Origin of the sequence: Austwickia chelonae NBRC 105200, assembly GCF_000298175.1 — a bacterium.
In the GTDB taxonomy this organism is placed as follows: domain Bacteria; phylum Actinomycetota; class Actinomycetes; order Actinomycetales; family Dermatophilaceae; genus Austwickia; species Austwickia chelonae.
In genome coordinates, this window is the sequence record NZ_BAGZ01000005.1 from 372,394 (window position 1) to 399,226 (window position 26,833).

27 protein-coding genes and 3 tRNA genes are annotated in these 26,833 nt (G+C 65.1%); 8 read left to right on the forward strand and 22 right to left on the reverse strand.

Translation table 11 applies throughout. The features are described from left to right. Positions 1 to 16 precede the first annotated feature (16 nt). Positions 17 to 982 (forward strand): acyl-CoA thioesterase, encoded by a 966-nt coding sequence (locus tag AUCHE_RS04815; RefSeq protein WP_245706808.1) that lies wholly within the window; start codon positions 17 to 19, stop codon positions 980 to 982. Positions 983 to 1,053: 71 nt separating this feature from the next. Here the strand turns inward: AUCHE_RS04815 and ettA are convergent, their stop codons facing one another. The 4 genes from ettA to AUCHE_RS04835 all read right to left on the reverse strand — a co-directional run bounded on the left by ettA (position 1,054) and on the right by AUCHE_RS04835 (position 6,848). Beyond that, the gene (gene ettA / locus AUCHE_RS04820; protein ID WP_006502149.1) at positions 1,054 to 2,736 is read right to left on the reverse strand and encodes an energy-dependent translational throttle protein EttA; all 1,683 of its coding nucleotides are present in this window, start codon (positions 2,734 to 2,736) and stop codon (positions 1,054 to 1,056) included. Between the two features lie 45 nt (positions 2,737 to 2,781). After that, positions 2,782 to 3,309: a single-stranded DNA-binding protein gene (locus AUCHE_RS04825; protein WP_006502150.1), complete on the reverse strand. Its 528-nt coding sequence runs from the start codon at positions 3,307 to 3,309 to the stop codon at positions 2,782 to 2,784. Between the two features lie 156 nt (positions 3,310 to 3,465). Next, a complete protein-coding gene (locus tag AUCHE_RS04830; RefSeq protein WP_006502151.1) occupies positions 3,466 to 5,139 on the reverse strand; it encodes a GTPase in 1,674 nt (557 codons plus the stop codon). Further along, positions 5,136 to 6,848 carry a dynamin family protein gene (locus tag AUCHE_RS04835; protein WP_006502152.1) on the reverse strand — a complete coding sequence of 571 codons (1,713 nt, stop codon included), beginning with the start codon at positions 6,846 to 6,848 and terminating at the stop codon, positions 5,136 to 5,138. The genes AUCHE_RS04830 and AUCHE_RS04835 overlap by 4 nt, the downstream gene beginning before the upstream one ends. A gap of 219 nt (positions 6,849 to 7,067) precedes the next feature. On the opposite strand from AUCHE_RS04835, the gene AUCHE_RS04840 reads away from it, so the two are divergent. Next, a complete protein-coding gene (locus tag AUCHE_RS04840) occupies positions 7,068 to 7,322 on the forward strand; it encodes a hypothetical protein (RefSeq protein ID WP_006502153.1) in 255 nt (84 codons plus the stop codon). Between the two features lie 52 nt (positions 7,323 to 7,374). Here the strand turns inward: AUCHE_RS04840 and AUCHE_RS04845 are convergent. Continuing rightward, positions 7,375 to 7,448: transfer RNA gene (locus tag AUCHE_RS04845), tRNA-Arg, on the reverse strand. A gap of 167 nt (positions 7,449 to 7,615) precedes the next feature. Next, a complete protein-coding gene (locus AUCHE_RS04850; protein WP_006502154.1) occupies positions 7,616 to 8,860 on the reverse strand; it encodes a PrsW family intramembrane metalloprotease in 1,245 nt (414 codons plus the stop codon). Positions 8,861 to 8,959: 99 nt separating this feature from the next. Here AUCHE_RS04850 and orn point away from each other — a divergent pair, with 99 nt between their 5' ends. Further along, positions 8,960 to 9,610: an oligoribonuclease gene (gene orn / locus AUCHE_RS04855; protein WP_006502155.1), complete on the forward strand. Its 651-nt coding sequence runs from the start codon at positions 8,960 to 8,962 to the stop codon at positions 9,608 to 9,610. Positions 9,611 to 9,745: 135 nt separating this feature from the next. Beyond that, positions 9,746 to 9,821, forward strand: a tRNA-His gene (locus AUCHE_RS04860). A gap of 105 nt (positions 9,822 to 9,926) precedes the next feature. On the opposite strand, the gene AUCHE_RS04865 is transcribed toward AUCHE_RS04860, so the two are convergent. The 6 genes from AUCHE_RS04865 to AUCHE_RS04890 all read right to left on the reverse strand — a co-directional run bounded on the left by AUCHE_RS04865 (position 9,927) and on the right by AUCHE_RS04890 (position 14,147). After that, a complete protein-coding gene (locus AUCHE_RS04865; RefSeq protein ID WP_245706809.1) occupies positions 9,927 to 10,670 on the reverse strand; it encodes a carbohydrate ABC transporter permease in 744 nt (247 codons plus the stop codon). A gap of 179 nt (positions 10,671 to 10,849) precedes the next feature. Further along, on the reverse strand, positions 10,850 to 11,770 hold the full coding sequence (locus tag AUCHE_RS04870) for a carbohydrate ABC transporter permease (protein ID WP_006502157.1): 921 nt from the start codon (positions 11,768 to 11,770) through the stop codon (positions 10,850 to 10,852). Further along, the gene (locus AUCHE_RS04875) at positions 11,767 to 13,023 is read right to left on the reverse strand and encodes an extracellular solute-binding protein (protein WP_006502158.1); all 1,257 of its coding nucleotides are present in this window, start codon (positions 13,021 to 13,023) and stop codon (positions 11,767 to 11,769) included. The genes AUCHE_RS04870 and AUCHE_RS04875 overlap by 4 nt, the downstream gene beginning before the upstream one ends. A gap of 357 nt (positions 13,024 to 13,380) precedes the next feature. Next, positions 13,381 to 13,468, reverse strand: a tRNA-Leu gene (locus tag AUCHE_RS04880). A gap of 110 nt (positions 13,469 to 13,578) precedes the next feature. Beyond that, positions 13,579 to 13,809: a hypothetical protein gene (locus tag AUCHE_RS04885; protein ID WP_006502159.1), complete on the reverse strand. Its 231-nt coding sequence runs from the start codon at positions 13,807 to 13,809 to the stop codon at positions 13,579 to 13,581. A gap of 86 nt (positions 13,810 to 13,895) precedes the next feature. After that, positions 13,896 to 14,147 carry a DUF3263 domain-containing protein gene (locus AUCHE_RS04890; protein ID WP_006502160.1) on the reverse strand — a complete coding sequence of 84 codons (252 nt, stop codon included), beginning with the start codon at positions 14,145 to 14,147 and terminating at the stop codon, positions 13,896 to 13,898. A 167-nt stretch (positions 14,148 to 14,314) separates the two neighbouring features. Between AUCHE_RS04890 and AUCHE_RS04895 the strand changes: the two genes are divergently transcribed. Then, positions 14,315 to 14,521: a DUF6767 domain-containing protein gene (locus tag AUCHE_RS04895; protein WP_006502161.1), complete on the forward strand. Its 207-nt coding sequence runs from the start codon at positions 14,315 to 14,317 to the stop codon at positions 14,519 to 14,521. 30 nt (positions 14,522 to 14,551) lie between these two features. Here AUCHE_RS04895 and AUCHE_RS04900 read toward each other — a convergent pair whose 3' ends face one another. From AUCHE_RS04900 to AUCHE_RS04920, 5 genes are all read right to left on the reverse strand, one after another. Beyond that, positions 14,552 to 14,866 carry a FeoC-like transcriptional regulator gene (locus AUCHE_RS04900; protein ID WP_006502162.1) on the reverse strand — a complete coding sequence of 105 codons (315 nt, stop codon included), beginning with the start codon at positions 14,864 to 14,866 and terminating at the stop codon, positions 14,552 to 14,554. Further along, positions 14,863 to 16,848 carry a ferrous iron transport protein B gene (gene feoB, locus AUCHE_RS04905; protein WP_006502163.1) on the reverse strand — a complete coding sequence of 662 codons (1,986 nt, stop codon included), beginning with the start codon at positions 16,846 to 16,848 and terminating at the stop codon, positions 14,863 to 14,865. The genes AUCHE_RS04900 and feoB overlap by 4 nt, the downstream gene beginning before the upstream one ends. Next, positions 16,845 to 17,099, reverse strand: coding sequence for a FeoA family protein (locus tag AUCHE_RS04910; RefSeq protein WP_006502164.1), 255 nt, complete (start codon positions 17,097 to 17,099; stop codon positions 16,845 to 16,847). Before AUCHE_RS04910 ends, feoB begins: the two co-directional genes overlap by 4 nt. Before the next feature lie 84 nt (positions 17,100 to 17,183). Then, on the reverse strand, positions 17,184 to 19,289 hold the full coding sequence (locus AUCHE_RS04915) for a DEAD/DEAH box helicase (protein WP_006502165.1): 2,106 nt from the start codon (positions 19,287 to 19,289) through the stop codon (positions 17,184 to 17,186). Between the two features lie 10 nt (positions 19,290 to 19,299). Further along, positions 19,300 to 20,058, reverse strand: coding sequence for a lysophospholipid acyltransferase family protein (locus AUCHE_RS04920; protein ID WP_006502166.1), 759 nt, complete (start codon positions 20,056 to 20,058; stop codon positions 19,300 to 19,302). A 59-nt stretch (positions 20,059 to 20,117) separates the two neighbouring features. Between AUCHE_RS04920 and AUCHE_RS04925 the strand changes: the two genes are divergently transcribed. The 3 genes from AUCHE_RS04925 to AUCHE_RS04935 all read left to right on the forward strand — a co-directional run bounded on the left by AUCHE_RS04925 (position 20,118) and on the right by AUCHE_RS04935 (position 21,887). Next, positions 20,118 to 20,888: a HipA family kinase gene (locus tag AUCHE_RS04925; protein WP_006502167.1), complete on the forward strand. Its 771-nt coding sequence runs from the start codon at positions 20,118 to 20,120 to the stop codon at positions 20,886 to 20,888. Continuing rightward, positions 20,885 to 21,295: a DUF3037 domain-containing protein gene (locus AUCHE_RS04930; protein ID WP_006502168.1), complete on the forward strand. Its 411-nt coding sequence runs from the start codon at positions 20,885 to 20,887 to the stop codon at positions 21,293 to 21,295. The genes AUCHE_RS04925 and AUCHE_RS04930 overlap by 4 nt, the downstream gene beginning before the upstream one ends. A 64-nt stretch (positions 21,296 to 21,359) precedes the next feature. Next, entirely contained in the window at positions 21,360 to 21,887 is a 528-nt protein-coding gene (locus AUCHE_RS04935; RefSeq protein WP_006502169.1) for a YbhB/YbcL family Raf kinase inhibitor-like protein, read from the forward strand. A 55-nt stretch (positions 21,888 to 21,942) separates the two neighbouring features. Here AUCHE_RS04935 and AUCHE_RS04940 read toward each other — a convergent pair whose 3' ends face one another. From AUCHE_RS04940 to glgA, 5 genes are all read right to left on the reverse strand, one after another. After that, positions 21,943 to 22,785: a TrmH family RNA methyltransferase gene (locus AUCHE_RS04940; RefSeq protein ID WP_006502170.1), complete on the reverse strand. Its 843-nt coding sequence runs from the start codon at positions 22,783 to 22,785 to the stop codon at positions 21,943 to 21,945. 135 nt (positions 22,786 to 22,920) lie between these two features. After that, positions 22,921 to 23,994 carry an SPFH domain-containing protein gene (locus AUCHE_RS04945; protein WP_006502171.1) on the reverse strand — a complete coding sequence of 358 codons (1,074 nt, stop codon included), beginning with the start codon at positions 23,992 to 23,994 and terminating at the stop codon, positions 22,921 to 22,923. Between the two features lie 9 nt (positions 23,995 to 24,003). After that, positions 24,004 to 24,486: an NfeD family protein gene (locus tag AUCHE_RS04950; RefSeq protein WP_006502172.1), complete on the reverse strand. Its 483-nt coding sequence runs from the start codon at positions 24,484 to 24,486 to the stop codon at positions 24,004 to 24,006. Between the two features lie 132 nt (positions 24,487 to 24,618). Further along, positions 24,619 to 25,464, reverse strand: coding sequence for an ABC transporter ATP-binding protein (locus AUCHE_RS04955; protein ID WP_006502173.1), 846 nt, complete (start codon positions 25,462 to 25,464; stop codon positions 24,619 to 24,621). A 131-nt stretch (positions 25,465 to 25,595) separates the two neighbouring features. Further along, entirely contained in the window at positions 25,596 to 26,798 is a 1,203-nt protein-coding gene (glgA, locus tag AUCHE_RS04960) for a glycogen synthase (RefSeq protein ID WP_006502174.1), read from the reverse strand. Positions 26,799 to 26,833 lie beyond the last annotated feature (35 nt).

A 26,833-nucleotide genomic window follows, 5' to 3' on the forward strand; every position in this document is an offset into this window, starting at 1 on the left:
TCCGTATCGTTGCGTCGTGACGATCCATGAGCAGTACCTGACTCCCCGCGATCCCGGGTACGACCCCCTAGCAGACCTGCTCCGTGTACTCGACCTGGTCCCGGCTTCCCAGGTCGCACCGGAACATGCCGGTGCCGCTGCTGGCTCGGCCTCTTTGCCCACCGATCCCGCAGACGTCTTCCTCGGCGCCAGCCAACCGATGCCCCACGGAAGAGTCTTCGGCGGCCAAGTCGTAGCTCAATCCCTGATCGCTGCAGGCCGTACCGTCCAGGACCTCGAAGGGCCACTCCGCAAAGTCCACTCCTTGCACGGCTATTTCCTCCGGGCCGGGGACGCCAACGAACCGATCCGTTTCGAGGTAGAACGGCTTCGCGACGGACATTCCTTCTCCGCCCGACGGGTGCACGCCGTACAGTACGGCCGTCCCATCCTGTCGATGATCTTCTCCTTCCAGACCCCCGCCGGAGGTCTGGACCATCAGGCGGAAATGCCTCCTGTCCCCATGCCGGAGGACATCGCCACCATCAGCGAACGATTGGCCCATGTGCCCGATGGTCTCGACAAGGACTGGGCGGTACGCCGTCCGATCGACATGAGGCACTGCGAAGGACCGATCTACGTCGCCCCGGCACCTCACCAGATCGCCGCACAACACGTCTGGATCAGAACCCCGGGCCCGCTGCCGGACGATCCGCTGATCCATGCCGCCGTTCTCGCCTATGCCTCCGACTACACGATCCTGGAGTCCGCACTGCGCAAACACGGCCTCGCCTGGACCGACAGCAGGCTGCGTGGCGCGAGCCTCGACCACTCGATGTGGTTCCACCGCGACTTCCGCGTCGACGAATGGCTGCTCTACGCCGAGGCAGCGCCCTCCGCTTCCGGCGGCCGAGGACTGGGCATCGGGAATCTCTTCACGACAGAAGGAACGCTGGTCGCCTCGGTCGCACAGGAAGGGATGCTACGACTGAAGGAAAACTGATCAGACAGCGACAGACCGGGAGGTGGCTCACCGCATGCGGTGAGCCACCTCCCGGTTGTAGACGTACCTGATCAGTCGCGGGTCAGCTTCCGGTAGGTCACCCGGTGCGGACGGGCCGCATCGACACCGAGCCGCTCGACCTTGTTCTTCTCGTAGGACTCGAAGTTGCCCTCGAACCAGTACCACTTCCAGGGCTCTTCCTCGGTGCCCTCATAGGCGAGGATGTGCGTCGCAACCCGGTCGAGGAACCACCGGTCGTGGCTGATGACCACGGCGCACCCGGGGAATTCGAGCAGGGCGTTCTCCAGCGAGCCGAGCGTCTCCACGTCGAGGTCGTTGGTCGGCTCGTCGAGGAGAAGCAGGTTTCCACCCTGCTTCAGGGTCAACGCCAGGTTGAGCCGGTTGCGTTCACCACCGGAGAGCACCCCGGCCGGTTTCTGCTGGTCCGGACCCTTGAAACCGAACTGGCTGACGTACGCCCGGCTGGGGATCTCGACCTTGCCGACCTGGATGTAGTCCAGACCGTCGGAGACGACCTCCCACAGCGTCTTCTGCGGGTCCAGCCCGGAACGGGTCTGGTCGACATAACTGATGTCCACCGTCTCGCCGACCTTGACCGTGCCCGCGTCGGCGTCCTCCAGGCCCACGATCGTCTTGAAGAGCGTCGTCTTGCCGACACCGTTCGGGCCGATGACACCGACGATGCCGTTACGGGGCAGCGAGAAACTCAGATCCTTGATGAGAACCCGGTCGCCGAAACCCTTGGTGAGCTTGTCGACCTCGATCACCGTGGAACCCAGCCGCGGACCCGGCGGGATCTGGATCTCCTCGAAGTCGAGCTTGCGGGTACGCTCGGCCTCCGCAGCCATCTCCTCGTACCGGGCCAGACGGGCCTTGCTCTTCGCCTGACGACCCTTGGCGTTGGAGCGAACCCACTCCAACTCGCTCTTGAGCCGCTTGGCGAGCTTGGCGTCCTTCTTGCCCTGGATCTGCAGACGCTCCTGCTTCTTCTCCAGGTAGGTCGAGTAGTTGCCCTCGTACGGGTAGAGCCGACCGCGGTCGACCTCGGCGATCCACTGCGCGACATTGTCGAGGAAGTACCGGTCGTGGGTCACCGCGATGACCGCGCCGTGGTACGCCGCCAGGTGCTGCTCCAGCCACTGCACGCTCTCGGCATCGAGGTGGTTGGTGGGCTCGTCGAGCAGCAGCAGATCAGGCTTGGACAGCAGCAGCTTGCACAGCGCGACGCGGCGGCGCTCGCCACCGGACAGGACGGTCACGTCCGCATCCGGCGGCGGGCACTGCAGCGCGTCCATCGCCTGTTCCAGCTGGGAGTCCAGATCCCACGCATCGGCGTGGTCGATCTCCTCCTGCAGCTTGCCCATCTCGGCCATCAGGGCGTCGAAGTCGGCGTCCGGCTCACCCATTTCCACCGAGATCTGGTTGTACCGCTCGACCTTCTCCAGGATCTCGCCCATACCCTCCTTGACGTTGCCGAGGACGTCCTTCTCCTCGTTCAACGGAGGCTCCTGCAGCAGGATGCCCACGGAGTACTCCGGGCTGAGCCGTGCTTCCCCGTTGCTGGGCTGGTCCAGCCCGGCCATGATCTTCAGGATCGTCGACTTACCCGCCCCGTTGGGGCCGACCATGCCAATCTTCGCTCCGGGATAGAAAGCCATCGTGACGTCGTCGAGGATCAGCTTCTCGCCGACCGCCTTACGCGCCTTGGTCATGGTGTAGATGAACTCCGCCATGCTGCTCAGGCTATCGTTCGACCGGCCCCGACCCCGAATCGGATCTCAGGCCCTGGCCTCCGCCGGATCGCTCTCCTCGCCCAGGGAACCGGCAAGGAAATCCGGCTCGGACCCCGGCACGGACTCCACCATCTCGCCCTCCACCTGCCAGGGGTCAGCTTCCACATCGTTCTCCCTGCCCACGCTCCTCGTGACCGGGCTGTCCTCTCCGTCCGGACGCACCCGGACGAACTGAGAGACACCACGAGAGAGATCGTGTCCGACACCGGTCGCATCGATCTCGACCCGAACGCCGCTCTTCTCCTCGGTACGCCACTGGTTGACCCGCAAACGACCGGTGACGATCAACGGCTGCCCCTTGCGGACCGACTCGGCCACGTTCAACGCCAACTGACGGAATGCCATCACGGTGACGAAATTCGTCTCGGCATCGACGTACCGTCCGCTGGCCTGATCACGTCGACGCACGGTCGAGGCCAGACGCAAGGTGACATAGGCGTCCCCGTTACGGGTGACCCGGCGAACCGGGTCCTCCACGGCATTACCCGACATGGTGATCATCGTCTCGTTCACAGCAGGACCTTCCTCCCGACAGCCAGGAGGAAGACCCGCCCGGCAGCGCATCAGCGTGATGCACCGCACTCAGCTTCCTGCGCCGGTGCCGACGAGACCGGCGCCCCCGGCGGATCTGTGGACAGGCCCCGGCCAGGGACACCGGTTGTGCACGACCTACGCCGAACGCACCCGACCCAGATGCTCCCTGGTCCGACGATGCTGCTCGAGGATCTCCTGCACCGGCGACAGCAAATGATTCACCGCGACGACCCCGATCTCGTCCGACAGACGCATCTCCATGTCCGCCCGGCGACGAGCCGCACCCATGTTCACGAACGGGCGGGAACCCAACGCCAGGAGCACGCCACCAGCGAAGGACAGGACGATCAGCACCGTCGGTAACGGAATCCCGGCCACCTGCGGGACGACGTCGGAGACATCCGACAGGAAGGACCATCCGGTCAACGCCAGCAACCACAGGGTGGCGCCCACCATGGTCACCATCAACACCCACTGCAGGATCGAGACCACGTACCACCACATCGGCGCCCGGTCCCGCAACGGCGTGGTGAGCACCGCCGAGTCCAAGGACTCCAACAGCTCCCGGTTGTCCAAGGACGACGCGTCCTGGACGGCCCGCGCCCATCGAGGCGGCAGCCCGCGACTCGCCTGGCTACCCACCGAACGCATGATGCGTTCCACCTCGGCGCGGGCAGCAGGCGTCGGTTCCGGCAAGGACGTCCGCCCCAAGAGGTCCGCGACATCCGCGCTCGCGCCTTCCCGCTCGCCTGCAGGCACCATGCGGATCGCGTCCGGGCGCACCTTACGTACCCACCGCCACAGCGGCCAGGACACCATCCGGTAAGCCTGGTTGCGATAGTCGACCGCCACCGAGTCCAGGACAGTGGGGATCCCCGCGGCCTGGGAGAGTGAGGTGACGACCTCGTCGTCCTGGGAGACCTCCACGGAGGCCTCGGCGGTACCGACGTGCGGGACGAGCGTTTCCGCTTCACGTTTGACATCGGCCAGCAACCGGGAACGAGCGGCAGTAGCCGCTTTCGTCGCACCGGACAAGGCGTCGCGCAGCTCCCCGACGCCTTCCCCGGTCCGAGCCGAGAGCAGAAGGACCTCGGCTGCGGTGAGTCCGTCGTCGGCCAGCAGTTTCCGCAGATCCTCCCGGCAGGACTCGGCCTGATCGGTGGCCATCCGATCGGCCTGGTTCAGCACGACGAGGGTCACCGTCTGGTGCTGGGACGCCTTGCGCAGGTATTCGTCGTGGAGAACCGCGTCGGCGTACTTCTGGGGGTCGGTGATCCACACGAAGACGTCGACCAGGTCGAGCACCCGGTCGGCCTCGGCTCGATGTTCCGGCCTCAGGGAGTCGATATCCGGCAGGTCCAGAAGTACGAGACCGTCAGGTACCTCACCGCCCATATGGGCGGACCATCCGCTGCGGGAGTTGTCCTCCGCGCTGACCCGATGGCGTACGTCGGCACCGATCCAGTCGAGCAGGGCCTTGGGACTCTCCTCACCCCAGATCGCGGCGCTGACTCTGCTCGTGGTCGGACGCAAGGCGCCCACCCGGGAGACTTCCCGACCCACCATCGCGTTGAACAGCGAGGATTTTCCGGTACCGGTCGCCCCGGTGAAAGCCACCACCGTATGTTTGCCCGACAACGCCAGGCGTTCGGAGGCCTTCTTCAGGACGGCCTCGGCGCTGGACACCTCCTGCGGAGGTAGGTATTTGCCGCCGGCGTCGATGGCCCCCGTCAGGCCTTCGACAGCGGATTTCAGACCGACCGCCGGGTCAGAGGACGACGGGGTGGCGTGACGTTGCCGCCGCCTCATCGGTTCGCCTTCACCGCAGCGACGGCCCGCAGCACCCGTTCCGGCTGTCCTGTATCCAGCTGCAAATCAGCGAGCGCGCTCAGAACTCGTTCCTCCTCGAGGGCGTAGAGCGCGTCCACGCGCTCCGCCAGGCTCTCTCGAGCCTGCATGACCAGATGTTCGACCGCTTGTTCTCCGTAGAGCGTGGCGATCAGTTTCCGGGCGAGCGCGGCGGAGCGGTCAGCCATAGCGCTGTCCTCGCTGGGGAGCTCCGCCTTGTCGTCCACAGGGCTGAACGCAGCCACCATCAAGACAGTGCCCACGGCATCGACGCCGAAGGAGAGCAGTTTCGCCGTGGTGCGTCGGTCCTTGCCCTCGGAGCGGGCGAAGTGCAGGATCTCCTCCTGCCAGTCGGTGACGGCTGCTTCGACTCGGGTCTGGAGGTCTGTCGGGAGCACCTCGAGCTCCGGGAATCCTTCGACGACCTGGGTCCCTCCGGGGATCAGCGACCAGCGGCGTGAGATCGCCTGGGCTGCTTTCTCGGCTTGGGAGAGGATCAGCTCGCGGACACCGATGCGGAGTGCGTCGTTCAGATCGGAGGTCGGTGCCGGGCGGTTTCCCAGCGCCGAGCTGACCCTGGTGCGGAAACGACCGACGGCGGCTTCGAAGGAGCGGTTCAGTTCTCCGCTGTGGATGTAATCCTGCCAGTGGGCCAGGACGGCTCCGCCCAGCAGGGAACCGTCGGCGAGGCCGGCGTCGACTGCTCGACAGGCTTCACCGTAGCTGGAGTGGGCGACTGCTTCGAGCTGCTGCACTGTCTGGATCTGGGCGGAGCTGGCTTCGGCGATCTCCGCGGCCTGTCCGCCCAGTGCGTCCAGCGCCGAGTTGAGGCTCCGCCGGATGACCACTCCCCTGGCTTTGCTGTTGCCTCCGATCCGACTGATCCATTCCCGCAGGGGGGTCAGTTGTTTCTCCGGGATCATCCCTTCTTCGTCGAGGCAGGACTCGGTCAGGGTGAACACGGGCGCGGACCGTAGCCCTTCGCGCGCGAGAAGCCCGCTGAGGTGGTCTCCTACGGACACGGCGGACTCGGGCGGTACCCGGTTGAGCACGATCGCTACGGAGGGTCCGTGGTCGGCTGCCTGCCGGAGCAGTTCCCAGGGCACGGCGTCGGCGTACCGGGTAGCGGTGGTGACGAAGATCCACAGGTCTGCTGCGGCCAGCATCTGTCGGGAGAGATCTCGGTTGGCTTCCACCACGGAGTCGATGTCCGGAGCGTCCAGCAGGGCGACCCCCTGGGGTAGGCCTGGTGCCTGGGCCAGCCGGAGCGTCCTGGGGTCGTGGTGGTCCTCGGTTCCTTCCACCCGTTCTAGGCCGGGGAGGACCCGGGGGCCCTCGAACCAGGATCCGTCGTCGACGTGATGTGCCAGGACACAGGCCCGCGTGGTCGGGCGCAGCACACCGGTTCGGGTGACCGGTTTACGGGAGAGACTGTTGACCAGTGTGGATTTTCCTGCGCCGGTGGATCCACCGACGACGGCCAGCATGGGGGCTTCCAGGTCGGCCAGTCGGGGAAGGATGTAGTCGTCGAGTTGATCGACCAGTTCGGATCGGTCCTTCCGCGCCCGGGACACACCGTCGATGTCCAGAGGCAGGGCGACGGAACCCAGCTCCTTGCGCAGGGTCCGCATCGCCCGGGACAGGCCCTCCGATGACACCGTTTTCGCCACGGGCTCATCGTGTCTCGAGCCTTCATGGATTCCAAAGTGCCGCGCCGGTGCGGGGCGTTGCGGCAGACGGGTCGGGGTAGGGACGGTCGCAGCCGACTGAGGCCGACGTGACCACCATGCGGGACGTACCGGAAGCCTCACGATGTCACCCCCCGTGCCGATGCGTCAGAGGTCAGAACTTCCCCCAAGGACGGGGACGATACGGACACGGAGGTCCACATGACCACGCGAGGACTGGTCGACCCGAGTATGGCGAGCGACACCCACACCCCCTTCTCCACCACCGCCGAGGCGGATGAGCGCATGTTCCAGATAGTGGAGCAGCAGTCGGCCTGGGCCGCTGCTGCCGTTGCACGGAGCGATCCGCAACAATGGCTGTTCGCAGAACGTGCCCGTTATGTGCGTGAAGGCTCCTGCGACCCTTGGGCGGAGCAGATGCTCTACCGGGCGGGTCTTCTACCACTCGCGAACTGAGCCGGTTCCAGGCCGACTTCCCCGTCGACCTGTCGCCGGCGACAGTTCATCGCGCCCCCGGTAGGACTCGAACCTACGACCTAGAGATTAGAAGGCTCTTGCTCTATCCAGCTGAGCTACGAGGGCAAGCACCGAAGGATACTCCGAGTGCGCGTCGAGTCTACTGGGACAAGAAGCCCCAGACTGACACCGACGCACGACACGATGCCATACGGTTCCTCCGTGTTTTACAACGGTTTGCCGGGAAAATCCTGGATCTCCGAGGAGTTGCGCAGGACCCCGGCTGAGGGTTTTCAGAAGTACAGCCGCTCTCTTAAACGTGAGATCTCTTGCAGGAGTGCCCTTTCCTGACGCTGGGAGTTGGCCGACGCTGTGCCATGTCGAACCCGATGCCGGAGGAAGGCCAGTTCGGTGGCGTCGTCCTGGAAATGTTGCATGTCCGCCACTGCAGCGGCTCCCCCACGGTTCCGAGCCCATTCCCTGGCCCGGCGACGAGCCGGCAGGCTGCTGAGCATCGTGACCTCCGGCGGTTGGAAAAGCCCTGCCGAGATGAAACCGGAGAGTTCCTCGGCGATGATGCGCCCTTCTCTTCGTCTCGCCCACGCCGCGAATCCGGAGATCACCAGGAAGATCGGAACCTGGAGGAGCACATACACCGTGAGACTGACCGCTGCTCCCAGGAGTGCAGTCAGATTCCATGCCGAGTGGAGGACGACGGCTGCTGCCAGACCCCACAGCGGCGCCCGAAAGCGACTGCCCTTTCCTGGCGGGTACCCTGCAGCGATCCCCAGCCCGATGCCGGTGCAGACCGTGAACATCGGATGCGCGAAGGGACCGAAGACCCCCCGGCTGAGCAGGACGACGACCAGGCCGGTCGCACCGGAGCTGTCGAATCCCCGCCCGAAGTAGAGGATGTTCTCCGCGAAGGCGAAACCTGCGGCGCAGATGGCCGCGTAGACGATCCCGTCCACGATCCCGTCGAACTCGTCACGACGCAGCAACATGATGAGCAGGACACCGAGGCCCTTGAGGACTTCCTCGACGACGGGCGCCACCATCACCGCGGCGATCTCGTGGACACCGTCGAGCTCGGCGACATGGGTGAGGAAGACCATGGACGAGGTGTTGAGCACCAAAGCTCCTGCCGTGGCCACGCAGGCACCCCACAGGAAGGCTGTCACCAGATACCGGGTCGGCTCTGCTTCGAAACGGTCGAGCCAGAGCACGGCCGGGACCACGATTGCCAGGGGAACGAGTGCTGCGACCAGACCGATCAGTGAGCCGGCCATCCCTACTTGCATGTCCAGCCCGGCGACGAAGACCAGTGACCCCACGAGGAAGAGAGAGCAGAGCGCCCCGAACCAGAGCCAACGCCGAAGTGCAGGACGGGCGCTCATGGCTCGCGCGGCCTCGGCCCGCCACCGCAGCAGCGGCCGACGTGTCCGTACTCGGTGTCCGGCTCGAGGCCTCGGGGGTGGCACCGCATCGAAGCGGACGGTCATTTCCGGGTGGCTCCGGTCCTCCGAGGTCGGGGACATGGATGTCGTCCCTCCTGTCCGTCGGCGCTGGTCGTCATCCACGGTACCGACAGCCCGGACGCTGGGGGTACCGGTCGGCCGGACGCCTAAGGTGAGGGGGTGAGCAGTTCTCCCCAAGACAAGTCCCGTGTCGATCGCATCGTCTGGATCGACTGTGAGATGACCGGTCTGTCCTTGACCGACGACGCCCTGATCGAGGTGGCGGCCCTGGTCACCGATTTCGACCTCAATCAGTTGGGCGAAGGGGTCGACGTGGTCATCCGCCCAGAGGAAGCCGCGCTGGCCCAGATGAACGATTTCGTCCGCAATATGCATACGTCCAGCGGGCTCCTGGACGAGCTCGCCGCCGGGGTCAGCCTGCCAGAGGCCCAGGAGCGAGTGCTGGACTACGTACGCCGGTGGGCCCCTGAGGCCGGGAGGTCCCCGCTCGGTGGCAACACGGTGGCCACCGATCGTGGTTTCCTCGCTCGGGACATGCCCGAGTTGGAGCAGTGGTTGCACTACCGGATCATCGATGTCTCCTCGATCAAGGAGTTGTCGCGCAGGTGGTACCCGCGGGCGTACTTCAACGCGCCGACGAAGCACGGTGGGCATCGAGCGCTGGCGGATATTCGGGAGAGCATCGCCGAGTTGCGTTACTACCGGGAGGCGGTCTTCGTGTCCCAGCCTGGCCCGGACAGCGAGCGCTGTCGTGAGCTGGGGGCCCGTTTCGAGATCATGCCCGCCCCGGCGGCAGAGAATCCTGCTTGATCAGGGAGTTCATCGGGGCGGAGTGGCGCTCGTAGCTGCTCTTCGCGCTCACCGGGCGGAAGATGGTCATGAGCACCCTTCAACTCGGGGTACGATAGTCGCCGCTGCTGTGAACAACGCAGGCAGCGGGACATGGTGGGTGTAGCTCAGCTGGTAGAGCACCTGGTTGTGGTCCAGGTGGTCGCGGGTTCAAGTCCCGTCACTCACCCCATGTGGACGAGGTCCGGTCCGGTCAAATCTTTGACTGGACCGGACCTCGTTTCGTTTCCTCCGCACACTGCCGGTCAGGGCGAAGCCGCTAGGCAGAGCGAAGCTGTCACTTCACCGCACCTGCCGTCATTCCCGACACCAGGTGCCTTTCGATCACAGCGAAAAGCACGATCACCGGTACGACGGCGATCACAGCCGCTGCGAAGAACTGGTCCCAGTGCTGCACATAACCCGTCACATAGGAGCGCATTCCAACGGTCAGGGGCTTCCTGGTGTCATCTACCATCAAGGTCAGAGCCACGACGTACTCGTTCCACGCTGCAATGAATGTGAAGATCGTAGCGGTGACCACCCCGGGCAAGGTGATCGGAAGCATGATCCGCCCCAGGACCGCTAATTCTCCGCACCCGTCGAGTCGAGCAGCCTCGGCCACCTCGTCGGGGACCGCACTGAAGAATCCGTGCAGGATCCATATCGCGAAAGCCAAATTGAAAGCAGCATTCGTGAAAATCAACGCTGCATAAGTATTGATCAGGTTCAGTTCAAAGAACTGACGGTATATCCCGACCACGAGTGCCGTCGGGGAGAACATCTGGGTCATCAACACCAACATGAGGAAAGCTCCTCGACCTGCAAAACGAAACCGTGCCGTGTAATACGCCGCAGGCACGGAAACCACCACCACCAGTACTGTCGAAAGCAAGGAGACGACCAGGCTCGTCACCAACCAGCTGAGAAAGCGACCGTCGCCGAGCACCTGCAGGTAGGTATCCCACTGCCATTGCTGTGGAAACAGACTCGGCGGAGTGCGCTTGACGTCGGTACTACTGCGGAAGGTGTTCAGGAACATGACTACATAGGGTGAGAGAAAGGCAGCTGCGACCAATCCGCCGACAGCAGTCAACAGATAAGGGCGAGCTGCAGAATAACCCCTACGGGGGCGAGAACTGAGCGGAGGCAGACTTTCCTGCCTGTTCCTGCGTTGTCGATCAGCCCCGGGTGCCTGGTCGGTGACTAGCGACATGACACTCATGACTGTATGGCCTTTCTCCAGTCGACGACTTTCAGATATGCGACCACAACGAGCAGGATCAACAACATATTTACGATGCCTGCAGCCGCAGACATCCCGACGTCTTTCTCCTGCGATTTGAAAGCCAATTTGTACATAAAGGTGATGGTCGTGTCGTGCAGATATCCCGGATTGCGGTCATTGAGCGTGTAGACGATCGGGAAGCTGTTGAAGACATAGATGACATTCAGGACGCAAGCGATCATGAGCGACGGACGCAGCAGAGGAAGAGTGACCCGCCGCCAGGTCTGCCACGGAGAGGCGCCGTCCAATCGGGCAGCTTCGAAGACGTCCGCGGGAATGGCGTCGAGACCGGCGATGAAGGTGTACGTCGTGAACGGGATCGACACGAAAATGCCGACCGCCACCATGGACGCCATCGTGAACCGGTCGTCGCCGAGGAAATCGATCGGCGCCTCCACAAGGTGGAGAGCCGTCAGGAGATGATTGATCATCCCGTGGTGGTAGTCGTAGAGCAGCACGAAGAGCTGTGAGGTGACCACCAAGGAAGCCGCCCAAGGGACGATCAGCGCCCAACGCACCAAGGAATGTCCCCGAAAGTCCTTGACGAGGAACTGGGCCAGCCCCAACGAGATCACGACGGTGATGGCGACGACGGAGACCACCCACACCACGGTGTTGGTCAGGACCGTGGATAGATCCGGGTGTCGGAACACATTCGTGTAGTTGGCGCCCCCTGCACCACCGAGCCGCAACCCGGTGATCGAATAACGGCCCAGCGAGGCCTCGACAAGTTTGACGACCGGGAAGAGCACCACGCCCAGGATCAAGGCAAGCGCAGGCCCCAGCCAAAGCAAGGTGGCATGCCACCGCCGCCGGTTCGTCACCCCGCTCGCGCTCTGCCGAGAGAGTGTCATTTGGCGGCCTCGGCCTGTCCTTGCAGTCTGTCGAGCACGGCTTTGGGGTCGCCGTTCTCTGCGGAAGCACGACCGAGGTTCTGCTGGACTGCCAACTTGACCTTGTCCCAGGTCGGGTCGTCGGTCGGGGTCAAGCGAGCCTGGGGAAGGGTGTCCAGGTAGACCGTGAGTTTCGGGTCACCTTTGAATTCTTCAATACCTGATTTCGTCACCGGAAGAAAACCTTCCTTCTTGATGAAGGTGTTGACCTGCTCCTTGGCGTAGTAGAGCTCGTAGAACTTCTTGACGGCGTCCTGGTTTCCGTTCTTCTTGAACGCCATCAGATAGTCGGTGACGCCGAAGGTTCGCGCGGGTCCTGCCCCATTGGTCGGCATCGGGGCGATGCCGTACTGCACCTGGGCATCCTTGTCGAGTGCTGCCGCAAGCGGGCTGAAGCCGACGACCATTCCGGCTCTGCCGGACTTGAACAGGTCGAAGGCATCGGCCCGGTTGGTCTTTCCGGGATTGTTCTGGGTGACCTTCTCGACGACGGCCAGGTTCTTGAGGAAGGTCAGCGTCTCGACGTTCTTGTCGGAGTTGATCGTCCAGGTGCCGCCGGATTTCCAGTCGCCGCCGTTGTTGAACATCCAGATGGACATCTCGGCTTGGGACTCCTCCGGGCCCAAGGGCATGGCGTAGCCGACCTGCCCGTTACCCAGTGCAGTGATCTTCTTGGCGGCGGCAACGAAGTCGTCCCAACTCTTCGGGGGGTCGATGATCCCGGCCTGGGCGAAGAGAGTCTTGTTGTAGAAGAGCGCCCGGGTGCTGGACAGGTCAGGGAAGCCGTACAGCTTTCCCTGATAAGTGCCCGAGGTGACAAAAGTGTCGATCAGGTCGGATCGCGCAGCAGGTGGGAGAACTTCTTCACCGTGGTAGAGGAGCCCATCCTTGGCGTAACCGGCATAGGCGTTGAGATTGAGGATGTCCGGCATCTGCTGGTTCTGGATCATCGTCGAGGATTGCTGATCGATGTCCTCCCAAGGCACGACCTGGACCTCGAGTTCGTAGCCGTACTTGTTCTTGTACGTCGTGGCGAAAGAATCCCAAAAGGCTTTGGTGTTGTCCTTGCTGTACTCGGCGGCGACGAGTTTTATTTTGGTGGTTCTCTCTCCCGCCCCTGAGCCAGACGCTGTGCCGGCGCCGGTTCCGCCGCCGCAGGCGCTGAGTGTCAGGACAAGGGATCCAACAGTGAGGAGCAGGAGCCGCTGCTTCACGATGCCTCCTGGGCAGATCGCCTGCGACTGGATCCCCAATGACCCAGCCGCCAGAACGTGACGCACGTCCGAGTCTGCCTTCTGCAACCGAGTCCTCAAGGGAAATAAGCAATGTCGTCCCTGTTCGGAGGCCCGGAGAGCATTAATTTAACAGTTACTCACTGAGATTTGCGCCCTTCACGAAATATGCGTCGACCTCGCAGATCCACCGCTTGGGCAAACAAGCCGTCCGGAGGCTCGGAATCGACCGGGGAGAAGGCCCCTCAGAACGGATGGCGCGCGAAGGATAAACACTTCCAGCACACGACTGAGGGCCGATCACTCACTGAAAAGTGATCGGCCCTCAGTCGTCATGATTGGTGTCCGGAGGGGGACTTGAACCCCCACGCCCGATAAAGGGCACTAGCACCTCAAGCTAGCGCGTCTGCCATTCCGCCACCCGGACAGGTTTTCGTGCTTCGCCGCGAGTAAGTCGCTCACACTCGCTGCAACAGCACGAAACATTAGCATGTGAGCTCGCCTGACCGAAATCGCTTCCGGCCAGGCGAGCACCAGCTAGGCCACGACTGTTTCCACCCACAACGCGACGATGTGATCACGAGTGAAACTCACTGTTGCCGGTTCGGCGAAGGTACGTGTCGTCGTCCCCGTGACGACGATTTCGTGACTGTCGATGTGTTCGTCATGGATCAGGCGCTGCAGATGGTCGTTCGGATCTCCGTCGAAGGCTCGGGTCAGCCATTCCGTACCGTCGATGGTGATGAGCCGGACCTGCATCATGGTCATGGTGTTCTCCTGGTGGCCGAGGCGATGAGACAGAAGCGGCCGTCCGGCCGCACGAACAGAGGTGCCGACAGCGCGGCACCGGAGAATCAGAAATCAGGGCGACGCATCTGCCGCACCTGCCGGAGACGGTTGATCGTCTCCGGGTCGTACTCCAAAGCAGCCGGATCGTCGATGAGCGCACTCAACACCAATGCATAACCGGACGGCGACAGACCCAACGTCCGCTGGGCGGCCTCGCTCTTGTAGTCCTGCACCTGTGGGGCCTGACCCCACTCCCGCTCCAGGTCGAGCACGGCCCGATCGCGGTTGGACAGGCCGCTCGCGCGGCGTCTACTCATATGCCCACCTCCTCGGCAGCCCTCATCGGCAGCAATCGCCTGCGGTTGAGCGCAGTTCCCCGCCCCGATCGTGGTCGGCCACCCGGATCTCCCGCCCGCCCACAGCATCCACGAAGACCATGCGGATAATGGGCGCAGAGAGGACAGGGCGACGGAAAGGAAGAACCATGGGACCGGAACCGACCGAACCGGTCCGCCGCCATGTCCCCGTCCCACGATGCCCGGTACGCCCCGCTGACCCGTGCAGCCTGTGCCAGCAGAGCGTCAAAGGGCCCGCCGACTGCGGCCTGGTCTACCTGGTGATGAGCGACCCAGATCTGCGCGAAGCTGCCCGTCTGGCCAGAGAACAGGCCCGTCGGCAGAGACGGCCCTGACCTCTGCGCTCACAGAAGCAGAGACGGCCCCTACCGGCCGTCTGCGTCTCCCGCCGGGCTCGACGTCCGAGAGAAGATCCCCAGGAAAACCGGTTTCCGAGCAGACCCACCGGAATCGATCCCACAGCCGGACCCCTCGGCGCCACCGCTCCTCGAACACCCCCCGCATCCGGCGTCGGAACAACCCGAGGAGAACGTCCGGGAATCCACCCGACCGATCCTGGCCAGATGAGCCACGGACGCCGCCACCACGTCCCGGTCCAGCCCGGTACGCAAGGTGATCTCCCCCACAGACACCGCGCCGTCCTCGACCGCCTCCAACACCTGCCGCAGGGGGCCGCTCACAGCCAGATCCTGCCGATCTGGAAGACCGCCACCGCCAAGGTCCACGCCAACACCAGTTGCAACGCCAACCCGAAGAGCGTCCACCGGAGGCCCACCTCCCGCCGCTGCGCAGCCAAGGTCGCCACACACGGCGTGTAGGAGAGCAGGAAGACCAGGAAGGCCAGCACCGCAGGCAGCGGATGCCCACCCGATGACTTATCGAAAGCCTCCCTGACGTGACCGGCCAGACTTTCCGCACCGGTGTCCTCCGGATCCTCCACCGCGTAGGTCTGCGCCCACGAGGAGATCACCGCTTCCTTCGCGACAAAACCGACGACCAGAGCGCTCGCCGTCTGCCACTGGCCGAAACCGGCGGGAGCGAAAGCCGGAGCGATCGTCTGAGCCGCCACCCCGTAAGCGCTGTCCTCAACCTCGACCGCTCCGAAGCTGCCCGCTCCCCGCACCGGCGTGGACTGCAGAGCCCAGACCACGATCACCGTGGCCACGATCACCCCACCAGCCGTCCGCAGGAAACCCTGGACCCTGGTCCAGGTCACCGCCAACGACAGACGGGCCGTCGGCCGCTGGTAAGGCGGCAGATCGAGGATCAACGGCTCCGACCCCATCGTGCGCCACAGCGTGCGGCGCAAGGCCAGTCCCACCAGGAGCACCAGGACGATCGAGAGCACGTACATCGCGAAGACCACGTTGCCGGCCTGATCCGGGAAGAAGATCCCGGCCAACATGACGTACACGGTCAACCGGGCGCTGCATGAGGTGAAAGGCACCAACAAGGTCACCAGGACCCGTTGACGCGCCTGGCCCAGGATCCTCGTCGCGCTGATCGCCGGCACATTGCACCCGAAACCCACGATCAACGGGAGGAAAGCCCTTCCCGGCAACCCCAGCCTGCGCATCATCCGGTCGGTGACGACCGCGGCCCGGGCCATGTATCCCGAGTCCTCCAGGATCGCCAGGAGAAGGAACATCAGCGCCATCAACGGGACGAAGGTCAACAGCATCCCCACACCGGCGATGAGCCCCTCCACTACCAGACCACGAAGCACGCCTTCGGGGATCATCGAGCGCGCCGCCGTCGACACCGGACCGGAGAAGAACCCATCCAAAGCGTCCTGCAGCGGCTTCGCGACGGTGGTCGTGACCTGGAAGACCCCCCACATCGCAGCGAGGAAGATCAACGGCCCCGACACCGGGTGGGTCACCACGGCATCGACCCGGTCCGAACGGGTGAGCCGGTCCTCACCGCTACGCCGGGTCGCAGAAGTCACTGCGGCTTCGATCCACGCGAAGCGTTCGTCCTCCAAGGCGAAGGCATCGTCGCTGTCGACCTTGGAGGATTCTCTCGGAGCGGGGACCTCCCGCTGAAGTTCCGCGTCGACCGCGGATGCCAGGGCATCGTGCCCCTGACGGCGGCGCGGATCCACCGGAACGACCGGGCAGCCCAGGGAAGCGGTGAGCGCACCGTGATCGATCTCGATACCACGACGGGCAGCCACATCCCCCATGGTCAGGGCGACCACGATCCGATAGGGATGTTCACGTAGTTGGACGACCATGTGCAGGCTCCGGGCGAGGTGCGCCGCATCGACGATGACGACCACCAGGTCAGGGCGTTCGGAGGCCGGACTGTCGATCAGAAGGGCCCGGGTGAGCGCCTCGTCCGGCGAGAGCGGATCGAGGCTGTAGGCGCCGGGCAGGTCCAGGACGGTGGCGTCATGTCGCAGCCCGGCCCGGGAGCGCCAGACCCCACTTCCGACCTCGACCGTGGTGCCGGGCCAGTTGCCCACCGTGCGGCGGGCACCGGTCAGGGCGTTGAACAAGGTCGACTTGCCGACATTGGGCGATCCGACCAGGGCGACAACCGGGCTGTCAGGTGCGGCTGTGGTTCCGGCCCCGTCCGCGCAGCATGCTGGTCCGGCGAGACGCCGTTCCGGAACGATCGTGTTCTGCGCCGGTTCGGGCGCGGGCTGTTTCGAGATCATGCCGTGGCCTCCCGGGCGTATCCGGTGAGCTGGTGGGTGATCTGCGCATCGAGGGCTATCCGGGATCCGTCGACGGAGACGATACGTCCACCGCCGGCGGTGCGGCGGAGCACGGTGAGGCGCGCACCAGGGCGCAGGCCCAGTTCCGACAGTCGTCGGCGGGGCCCGTCGACGACGGTGACGGAGTCGAGTGTGTGGCTGACGCCGAGAGGCATCTCGGCGAGAGGGAGCGGGGTCTTACTGCAGGGCATAAGGCGATGGTAAGTCCGTAGGTAAGCCACACCTAAGCACTTTTTGGCGCACAGCCAATATTCAGGACAAAAGGCCCGTTCTGGCTATCCGACCGGCCTCCGATGTACGACTAACGGAAGTACCGCCGAAGCGCCCTGCCTCCGAAGGAAACTCCCGGCAACGGTGACTGACCAGCCGGTGGCCGAGGCATCGACGACCAAGAGAACCACTCGGCCCCGGACCGGAGGCGGGGGCGACATCCCACAGATCTCCTGCCAAGCCGAGGCGATGACAGCCGACGTCGACGTCTCCACGGGAGGACCCCCGGCCAACTCCCAGGGCACCACCGGGATCCGTCCCACCTCCCCCAGATACCCGGCGACCCCGGAGGCGACCTCAGGAAGCCCCGCAGCCGCAAAAGAGACGATCAACTCGGGCCGAGCAGCCCACGAACCCCGCCACCCACTCAAGGCCGCCACCGCAGCCGTCAACACCTCAGGTTCCACCGGCCCCCGCCCGGCCAGACTCCCCACCAAAGCCTGCGACCACTCCGGAGCGGACATATGCACCAAGACCCGCCCAGGGTCGACCGCCTCGTCCGACGGGATCCGCCCCGACCTGCCGAAGACACCACCGGGCCACATCCTGCGCGGCTCCCACAACTGGGACTGCCCCTGCAGATCCCGTCGCAGCGCCTCGACCGTCTCCGGACGAGGACGCGACGACCATCCCGCCGGAAGCCGCCCGGTGCAGGTCGAGCACCGACCGCACGGCCGAGCCGAAGGATCGTCCAACACCTCCTGCAACAAAGCCATCAGACAGGTCTCCCCAGCCACGAAGGACCGCATGATGTCCGCCTCGCGTCGACGCACTTCCAGGATCCCGGCCCGTCGCTGCGGATCGTCCCGCCAGACACGCCCCGTCGCACGCCAGCCACCCGACGTCCGCTCGGTGACCTCACCCACCGCCAACTGCTTCAGCAACAGCTCCACCTTGGAACGTCGCAGACCCGACTCCGCCTCCAGAACCGGCACGCTGACCGGTTCGTCCTCACCGGAGGGCAGAACCGCCAACAACCGCTCCACTTCCGGCGGGGACGGCAGACTCGCCGAAGCGAAATAGTCCCAGACATGCTGGTCCTGCGGCGACGGCAAACAGACCACCGTCGCACGTTCGATCGCCCGCCCGGCACGCCCGACCTGTTGGTAATAGCTCACCGGAGAAGGCGGCGCCCCCACATGGACCACGAAACCCAGATCCGGCTTGTCGTACCCCATTCCCAGCGCAGAAGTGGCCACCAGAGCCTTCACCCGGTTCTCCCGCAGCGCATCCTCCAGGTCCGCCCGCTCCTGCGCCGGCAGCTGGCCGGTGTACGCCGACACCGGGAACTGCTCCCCATACCTCCGAGAGAGCACCCCGGCGAGGCTGTGCGCATCAGCGACCGTCAGGGCGTACACGATCCCCGAACCGGGCAACAACGGCAGGTGATCCACCAGCCAGGCATAACGATCCAACGGGCTCAGACCGTCGATGACATTCAGGTCCAAGCTATTCCGCGCCAGCGGGCCTCGCTGCACCAGAGTCGATTCCCCCAGCTGTTCCGCCACATCGGCCGTGACCCGCTCGTTGGCCGTCGCCGTGGTCGCCAACACCGGCGCCCGCGGATTCATCCGCTGCAACAGGTCAGCCACCCGTCGGTAGTCCGGACGGAAATCATGTCCCCAGTCGGACACCGAATGAGCCTCGTCGATGACAAGGAGACCCAGCCGGTCGCCCAACCGGTCCACCACTCGAGCCCCGAAGGCCGGATTGGCCAGACGCTCCGGCGACACCAGGAGCACATCGATCCGGTCGGACAGAAGATCCTCCTCGATCCGAGACCACTCCGACTGGTTGGAAGAATTCACCGTCGCCGCCCGCAGACCAGCACGGCCGGCCGCAACAACCTGATCGCGCATCAAGGACAACAACGGCGAGACCACCAGAGTCGGACCGGCCCCCCGCGCCCGCAGGACGGCCGAAGCAGCCCAGTACACGGCGGACTTCCCCCACCCGGTGGCCTGCACCACCAACACCCGGGCCGAAGGACGCAACAATCCGGCCACGGCCGCCCGTTGATCATCCCGCAGACGTGCCTGCGGACCGGCCAACGCAGTCAACACCCGCGCCGTGATCCGCTCGACGTCCTCGTCCCACCCGGAACCGGTCATCGTCGCCGGATCAGTCCCGGCTGGCCCGCGCAGCGCGGCGCGCTGCGATCTCCGCGTCGTCCAGGGCCGTCGCCTCGGCCAAGCTCGGCGCCGTACCGCCAAGCCGCTGCGGAACGAACTGGAGATCCTCCCCGGTGAGCACGGGATACTCCCGTTGCTCCACATCCAGCAAGGCCTGCATCCGCCGCTTCAGGTCCGCAGTGACCGTAGCGGCGTCCTCGGCCTTGGCCACGGCAAAAGGCTCCCCGACCCGGACCGCGATCGGCGTACGGGTGCGTCCCATCCGCTTAGGTTTCCCCTTCGTCCAGACCCGCTGGCTCCCCCACAGGACCACCGGCAGGATCGGGGCCCCCGACGCCTGAGCCATCCGCACCGCGCCGCTCTTGAACTCCTTCAGTTCGAAACTCCGACTGATCGTCGCCTCCGGGAAGACCCCCACGATGTCACCCTGTTTCAAAACCTGAAGAGCCCGCTTGAAGGAAGCCGCGCCGGCCTCGCGGTCGACCGGGATATGTTTCATCCCCCGCATCAACGGCCCCGCCACCGGGCTGTGGAAGATCGAATCCTTACACATGAAACGCACGACCCGCCCAGCCTCGTAAGCAGCCAGACCGGCATAGGTGAAGTCCATGTACCCGGTGTGATTGATGACCATGACGGCAGGCCCGTCCTGCGGCACATTCTCCGCCCCGGTGATCCGGAAACGCAGCCCCTGGGCGGCGAAGACAGCACGGGTGAGCGCGATGACAGGCGTATAGACCGGTTCCATGCGGACAACGTAGCCGAGGACGGGCCGCACCCGCGCACGGCGGCCGCTAACCTGGACCGGTGCTTCCCACGGTGACCGCAGTCCGCTACGTCCTGCCCTTCCGTGAAGGTGGATCACTGCCAGGATTGGTCGAGGCGGACGACCTGGGCATGTACGTCGTCAAATTCAGAGGGGCAGGCCAAGGGCTGAAGGTTCTGGTCGCCGAGGTGATCTGCGCAGGCCTGGCCCGACTGCTCGACATCCCTACCCCCGATCTGGTGTCGATCACCCTGCCCGCGCCCATCATCCGCTACGAGGCCGACGAAGAAGTCCAGGACCTGCTGAACGCCTCCCCCGGTACGAACCTGGGAGTCGACTACCTCCCCGGAGCCTTCGGCTACGACGGATCCCGCCCGCCCTCACCACGAGAAGCCTCGGCCATCATGTGGCTGGACGCACTGACTGCCAATATCGACCGCACCTGGTCCAATCCGAACCTGCTCGTCTGGGGAGGACGGACCTGGGCCATCGACCACGGCGCGGCCCTCTACTTCCACCACTCCTGGCCGCGACGCCCGGCCGACCCGGCTCGTTTCGCAGCCCAGTCCTTCGACGCCACTTCCCATGTCCTCGCCGATATCGCCGAGGACCCCCGTGGACATCACGAAGAATTCGCCGACCGCCTGTCACCGGCTGCTCTCGCTACTGTTTTGGACGAGATACCCGAGGAATGGCTCGAACCCACGACGGACCTTCCCGACCCGGCGGCGCTACGACAGACCTACCTCGACCATCTGGCCGCTCGCCTGTCGTCCCCCGACGTCTGGATCCCCGGAGGCGCTTCCCGATGAATACGACTCCCTCCCTGCAAGAAACCACACGACCGGTGCCCTACCAGTACATCGTCCTGCGCTGCCTGCCCCGGGTCGAACGCGAGGAATTCGTCAACGTCGCGGTGGTGCTCTTCTGCCAGGAGACCGATTTCCTCGACTGCGCCTGGACGGTGGACGACACCCGAACGCTCGCCCTCTGCCCCGGTCTCGACGTGGCGGCCCTGCGTTCCTCCTTAGAGGTCGTCCGGGACATCTGCGCCGGACACACCGGCCGCGGACGGCCCGACCTGGGCCGGCTCGGGGCCAGGTTCGGCTGGTTACGTGCGCCACGCAGCACCGTTCTGCAACCCGGGCCGGTCCACGGAGGGATATGCGTCGATCCCCGCCAGGAACTCGACCGACTCGTCGACCTGCTGGTTCGTTGAGAGTGGGCGCGCCGCACCAGAACTGAGCTGGGCCCGATCCTGTGCTCTCATTAGGCTCAGTGCTATGAACCTCGACCGACCTACGTCCCCGGACCCGTACACACTTCTGCCCCAGGTCCCCTCGTTCACCCTGGAATCCGATTTCACGGACGGCGGCGATCTCCCCCAGGACCAGGCCTATGCCTTCGGTAACACCTCGCCTCGTCTGGTCTGGTCAGGCGCGCCCGAGGGCACCAAGAGCTACGCCGTGACCTGTTTCGACCCCGATGCCCCTACTCCGTCAGGATTCTGGCACTGGTTCGTCGTCAACGTGCCCGGCGAGACTCAAGAACTCGCGGTAGGTGCCGGAGAGGAAAACTGCGGCCGGCTCCCCTCCGGGGCCATCCATCTCCGGAACGACTACGGCACCCGCGACTTCGGCGGCGCTGCACCGCCGGCAGGCGACCGGGCGCACCGTTATGTCTTCGCGGTGAACGCCCTCGACGTGGACCGTCTGGGCATCGAAGCCGATGACTCACCGGCCAAGGCCAGCTTCATGATGTTGCAGCATGTGATCGGACGGGCCGTCCTGACCGGGATGTACACGGCCTGATCCTGGCTGTCGAAGACAGGCGGCAAGCCCTGAATCCGCTTGCGGCCAGGACTGCTCAGACCAGCCCGCAAGCGGATTCAGGCCGCGTCGACGGTGCCCGTAATGCCCACATCGCGACCGCTGCAGCCGCCGCCACGTTCAACGAATCGACCTGCCCCGCCATCGGGATCCGCACGGTCAGATCACAGGACGCGATCGTGCGGGCACGCAACCCGTCCCCCTCGGTGCCCAAGACCACAGCCAGACGCTCCGGTGGATCCGCCGCGATCTCGTCCAAAGTGACCCCGCCAGGTTCCAAGGCGAAAGCCGCGACGGTGAAACCCAGCTCGCGCAACAGATCGATTCCCCCGGGCCACGGATCGATCCGCGCCCACGGCACCTGGAACACCGTGCCCATCGACACCCGGATGCTCCGGCGGTACAACGGATCAGCACACCGCGGCGTCACCAGGACGGCGTCAACCCCCAATGCCGCAGCACTGCGGAAAACAGCCCCGACATTCGTATGGTCGACGACGTCCTCCAGGACCACCACCCGCCGAGCCTGAGCCAGGATCTTCTCCACCGGCATCGGCTCAGGCCGGTGCATCGACGCGATCGCCCCCCGATGCAGATGAAAACCGGTCATCGCCGTGATGACCTCGTCCGAACCGACGTAGACCGGGATCCCCTCCTCCTCGGCCTGGGCCACCAGGTCGGCCAGCTCCTGCGCCCACCGGAACCCCATCAGGTAGGAACGTGGCCGATGCCCCGCGGCGAGCGCCCGCCGGATGACCTTGTCGCTCTCCGCGAGGTACAGCCCACGCTCGGTGTCGAGCTTGCGACGCAGAGCGACATCGGTCAGCCGGAAATAGTCGGCGAGCCGGTCGTCTGCGGAATCGGTCACCTCGATGGTCACGGTGTCCTCCCGGGAAGCAGCCGGCCGGGCAGATCCGACGACGGCGAGAACGGCGATGGTACCGAAGGCACCCGCAACACCCTAACGGCGCTGGCTCCGTCCCCGACACGCTCTCCAGGAGGACACCGACGACGATCAGGCCTGAGACGCAGCCGGGGGCTCCCCGCCCGCGGGGTGGGCCGGCCGGGTCACCTCGTGAGCCTCGGAGACAGAACGCTCCGCCTCTTTCTTCGCCTCGTCGAGGGCTTCCTTCGGGTCCTGCAAGGACGCCTCCGGGAAGGACACGGCGTCGACCAGGTCGGCCGGGGTCCACGGAGCCGAGTCGTCGGCCGGAGCTCCTCGTTCACCGCCCAGAGCCGAGCTGATGCCGCGCAGGGCGTCGGTCAACTCGCTGGGAACGATCCACATCTTGTTGGCGTCCCCCTGTGCGAGCTGCGGGAGCACCTGGAGGTACTGGTACGCGAGAAGCTTCTGGTCGGGTTTCCCCCGGTGGATGGCGTCGAACACCTGGGTGATCGCCCGTGCCTGACCTTGAGCTTCCAGGATCTTGGCCTGGGCGGCGCCCTCGGCCTTCAGGATCGCGGACTGCTTCTCACCTTCGGCGGTGAGAATCGCGGACTGCTTGACGCCTTCGGCGGTGAGGATCGTGGCGCGGCGGTCACGCTCGGCCCGCATCTGCTTCTCCATGGAGTCCTGGACGCTGTGTGGCGGGTCGATGGCCTTCAGCTCGACCCGGGACACGCGGATGCCCCAACGGCCGGTCGCCTCGTCCAGCACTCCACGCAACTGCCCGTTGATCTGGTCACGGCTGGTGAGCGTCTGCTCGAGGTCCATCGAACCGATGACATTCCGCAGAGTAGTCACCGTCAACTGCTCGATGCCCTGGATGAAGTTGGCGATCTCGTAGACCGCGGACTTGGCGTCGGTGACCCCGTAGTAGATGACGGTGTCGATGTTGACCACCAGGTTGTCCGAGGTGATCACCGGCTGCGGGGGGAAGCTGACCACCTGCTCACGCAGGTCGATATTGGCCCGGACCCGGTCGACGAAAGGCACCAACAGGTGGATGCCCGCATTGAGGGTTCCGTGATAACTGCCCAGCCGTTCGATGATCAGCGCCGTCTGCTGGGGGACGATACGCACCGCACGACTGATCAGGATCACGATGAACATGACGAGAACAGCGAGGAGAACCAAAGTTACGGGCATACGTGGACCTCATTCACGAGTAATCAGAGGAGACGAAGGGGGTGAGTCGTCCGGTGCCACCACGGCGACGGCACCGTCGATGGCCACAACGTTGACACGAGAACCCACGGGAACAGACGGGACATCCTGTTCCAGCCGCGCCGACCATTCCTCACCGGCCAGCAGGATCCGCCCGCCAGCGGCCGTGATCTCCTGAGTGACCTCGGCCTGACGACCGACGTAGGCTGCGACCCCGAGAACCACCGGGGCCCCACTGGAGAACAAACGCTTCTTGACCTCAGGTCGGACCAGGATCAGCAAGGTGCAGGCCACCACAACGGAACTCAGCACCTGGACAGGGAAAGACGCGCCCGCCAAGGCAGCGATCCCGCCAGCTCCCGCGCCCCCGGCCAACATGATGAACACGAAGTCGACGGTGGCCGCCTCGATCGCGCCCAACACCAGCGCCAGCGCCAGCCAGGCTGCCCAGGCGTTCTGATCCAACCAGTCCATACCGTGTCCGTTCCTTCCTCAGGACCGATGACCGACGCAGGATCAGAAGATCTCCCGGTCTCGGACGACTCACCCGGTCAGACGCGAAATAGAACAGGTCGGTTCCCTCGGGAGAAAGACATTTTCAGAAGTTCACCCCTGCTGCAGGTTCTCCTCCTCGACCCGGTTCCAGACGCCTTCCTCCCCCGGCTCCGGCACCCGCGCACGAGCCGCCCACCGTTCCCCGTGTTTCTCCAGGGTCAGCGGGATCCGGAAAGTCTCCTCCAGGTTCTCCCGGGTCAAGGTGCTCCCCACCGGGCCTGCAGCGACGACTTTGCCCCCTCTGAGCAACAGGACGTCGGTCATTCCCGGCGGGATCTCCTCCACATGGTGGGTGACCAGCACGAGCGTAGGAGACTCGGTGTCCGACGCGATCTCACCGAGACGCTGCACCAGATCCTCCCGCCCGGCCAGATCGAGCCCCGCCGCTGGCTCGTCGAGAAGCATGAGCTCCGGATCCGCCATCAACGCGCGGGCGATCAGCACACGCTTCCGCTCACCCTCGGACAGAGTCCCGTACGTCCGCTCGCCCAGGTGCTCAGCGCCCAGAGCCTGCAACAGTCGGCGAGCCCGGGAGACGTCCATCCGTTCGTACTCCTCCCGCCACCGGCCGACCACGCCGTAGGAAGCGGTCAGCACGACGTCACGGACGAGCTCGTTCCCGGGGATCCGCTCGGCCAGAGAACTGCTGGCCAACCCGATCCGCGGACGCAGTTCGAAGACGTCGACCCGGCCGAGAGTCTCCGAAAGCACCGAGGCAGAACCCCTCGTCGGGTGCATCCGAGCCGCAGCCAACTGCAACAGAGTGGTCTTGCCCGCCCCGTTGGGGCCCAAGACGACCCAGCGTTCGCCTTCCTCGATCTCCCAGTCGATGCCGTCGAGCAGAGTAGCGCCTCCACGCACCACACCCACCCCGGCGAAATCCAAGACGTCACTCATGCCCACGACCCTAGGGCACAGCCGAGGCGCGCGGTGGGATGGGCTCGTCATGCGCTCAACCGACTGCGGGTGGGCCGACCGTCCGGGGCAGGACGAAAGACACCGATCGGAGAAGAGCCGCCTCGGTCGGATCAACGCGACAGGATCTCCTCGTACACCGCCGACGTCTTCTCACCGATCGACTCCCAGGAGAAATGCTCCACCGCACGAACCCGGCCGGCCTGTCCCAGTGCGCGGGCCCGATCCGGATCCGACACCGCCTCGACCAGGGCCGCAGCCAGATCGTCGACCCACCGCTGCTCGTCCAAAGGCGTCCCGGTACCGTCCCCGACCTGTTCGATGTCGACCAGCCAACCGGTCTCCCCCGGCACCACGACCTCGGGGATTCCACCGGTCCTCGTGGCCACCACAGCGGCACCGCATGCCATCGCTTCCAGGTTCACGATGCCCAACGGTTCGTAGACCGAAGGACACACGAAGACCGTGGCATGGGACAACAACGCGATCACCTTCGCCCGCGGAAGCATCTGAGCGATCCACACCACCCCGGTACGAGTCGTGCCGAGCTCCTCGATCAGGCCCTCTACCTCAGCCTTGATCTCAGGGGTGTCCGGAGCCCCCGCGCACAACACGACCTGAACCTCCGGCGGAAGCTCGGCCACCGCCCGCAACAGATAGGGAAGACCCTTCTGCCGGGTGATCCGGCCCACGAAGAGCACCGCAGGCCGATCCGGGTCCACCCCGAGCTCCGTACAGACGCGACGGGCCGACTCGCTGTGATCGGCCTGCCAGAGCGCGGAGTCGATCCCGTTGTGAACGACCTTGACCTTCTCCGGGTCGACGGAGGGATAACACGCCAGCACATCGGCCCGCATCCCGTGGCTGACCGCGATGACCCCCGCCGCCGCCTCGTACGCCGTACGTTCCACCCAGCTGCTCACCCGGTACCCGCCGCCGAGCTGCTCGGCCTTCCACGGACGGAGCGGTTCCAGACTGTGCGCAGAGATGACATGCGGCACGTCGTGCAACAGACCCGCCAGATGGCCTGCCATATTCGCGTACCAGGTGTGGGAATGCACCAGATCCGCTCCCCCGCACCCGTCCGCGATCGTCAGATCGACCCCGAGAGTACGCAATGCCGCATTCGCCGAGGCCAGTTCCCCCAGGTCCGGGTGACCGCAGGTGCCCTCCTCCGCGACAGGCTCGCCGAAGGCCCGCACCCGGACGTCGAGACCTTCCCGCGCACGCAGAGCCTTGACCAGCTCTGCCACGTGCACACCGGCGCCACCGTACACGTGGGGGGGATATTCCTTGCTGAGGATGTCGACTCGCACGAGCCGAATCTATCGGGTGCCGGGCCTCCACGGCA

Coding starts and splice junctions, on each gene's coding strand:
- AUCHE_RS04890 (WP_006502160.1), bottom strand. CDS start 14,147: ATGAGTAGACGCCGCGCGAGCGGCCTGTCCAACCGCGATCGGGCCGTG.
- AUCHE_RS04870 (WP_006502157.1), bottom strand. CDS start 11,770: ATGACACTCTCTCGGCAGAGCGCGAGCGGGGTGACGAACCGGCGGCGG.
- ettA (WP_006502149.1), bottom strand. CDS start 2,736: ATGGCGGAGTTCATCTACACCATGACCAAGGCGCGTAAGGCGGTCGGC.
- AUCHE_RS04915 (WP_006502165.1), bottom strand. CDS start 19,289: ATGACCGGTTCCGGGTGGGACGAGGACGTCGAGCGGATCACGGCGCGG.
- AUCHE_RS04885 (WP_006502159.1), bottom strand. CDS start 13,809: ATGACCATGATGCAGGTCCGGCTCATCACCATCGACGGTACGGAATGG.
- AUCHE_RS04930 (WP_006502168.1), top strand. CDS start 20,885: ATGAATACGACTCCCTCCCTGCAAGAAACCACACGACCGGTGCCCTAC.
- AUCHE_RS04910 (WP_006502164.1), bottom strand. CDS start 17,099: ATGCCCTGCAGTAAGACCCCGCTCCCTCTCGCCGAGATGCCTCTCGGC.
- AUCHE_RS04850 (WP_006502154.1), bottom strand. CDS start 8,860: ATGTCCCCGACCTCGGAGGACCGGAGCCACCCGGAAATGACCGTCCGC.
- AUCHE_RS04935 (WP_006502169.1), top strand. CDS start 21,360: ATGAACCTCGACCGACCTACGTCCCCGGACCCGTACACACTTCTGCCC.
- feoB (WP_006502163.1), bottom strand. CDS start 16,848: ATGATCTCGAAACAGCCCGCGCCCGAACCGGCGCAGAACACGATCGTT.
- AUCHE_RS04830 (WP_006502151.1), bottom strand. CDS start 5,139: ATGAGGCGGCGGCAACGTCACGCCACCCCGTCGTCCTCTGACCCGGCG.
- AUCHE_RS04920 (WP_006502166.1), bottom strand. CDS start 20,058: ATGGAACCGGTCTATACGCCTGTCATCGCGCTCACCCGTGCTGTCTTC.
- AUCHE_RS04865 (WP_245706809.1), bottom strand. CDS start 10,670: ATGTTCCTGAACACCTTCCGCAGTAGTACCGACGTCAAGCGCACTCCG.
- AUCHE_RS04840 (WP_006502153.1), top strand. CDS start 7,068: ATGACCACGCGAGGACTGGTCGACCCGAGTATGGCGAGCGACACCCAC.
- AUCHE_RS04945 (WP_006502171.1), bottom strand. CDS start 23,994: ATGCCCGTAACTTTGGTTCTCCTCGCTGTTCTCGTCATGTTCATCGTG.
- AUCHE_RS04950 (WP_006502172.1), bottom strand. CDS start 24,486: ATGGACTGGTTGGATCAGAACGCCTGGGCAGCCTGGCTGGCGCTGGCG.
- AUCHE_RS04895 (WP_006502161.1), top strand. CDS start 14,315: ATGGGACCGGAACCGACCGAACCGGTCCGCCGCCATGTCCCCGTCCCA.
- AUCHE_RS04955 (WP_006502173.1), bottom strand. CDS start 25,464: ATGAGTGACGTCTTGGATTTCGCCGGGGTGGGTGTGGTGCGTGGAGGC.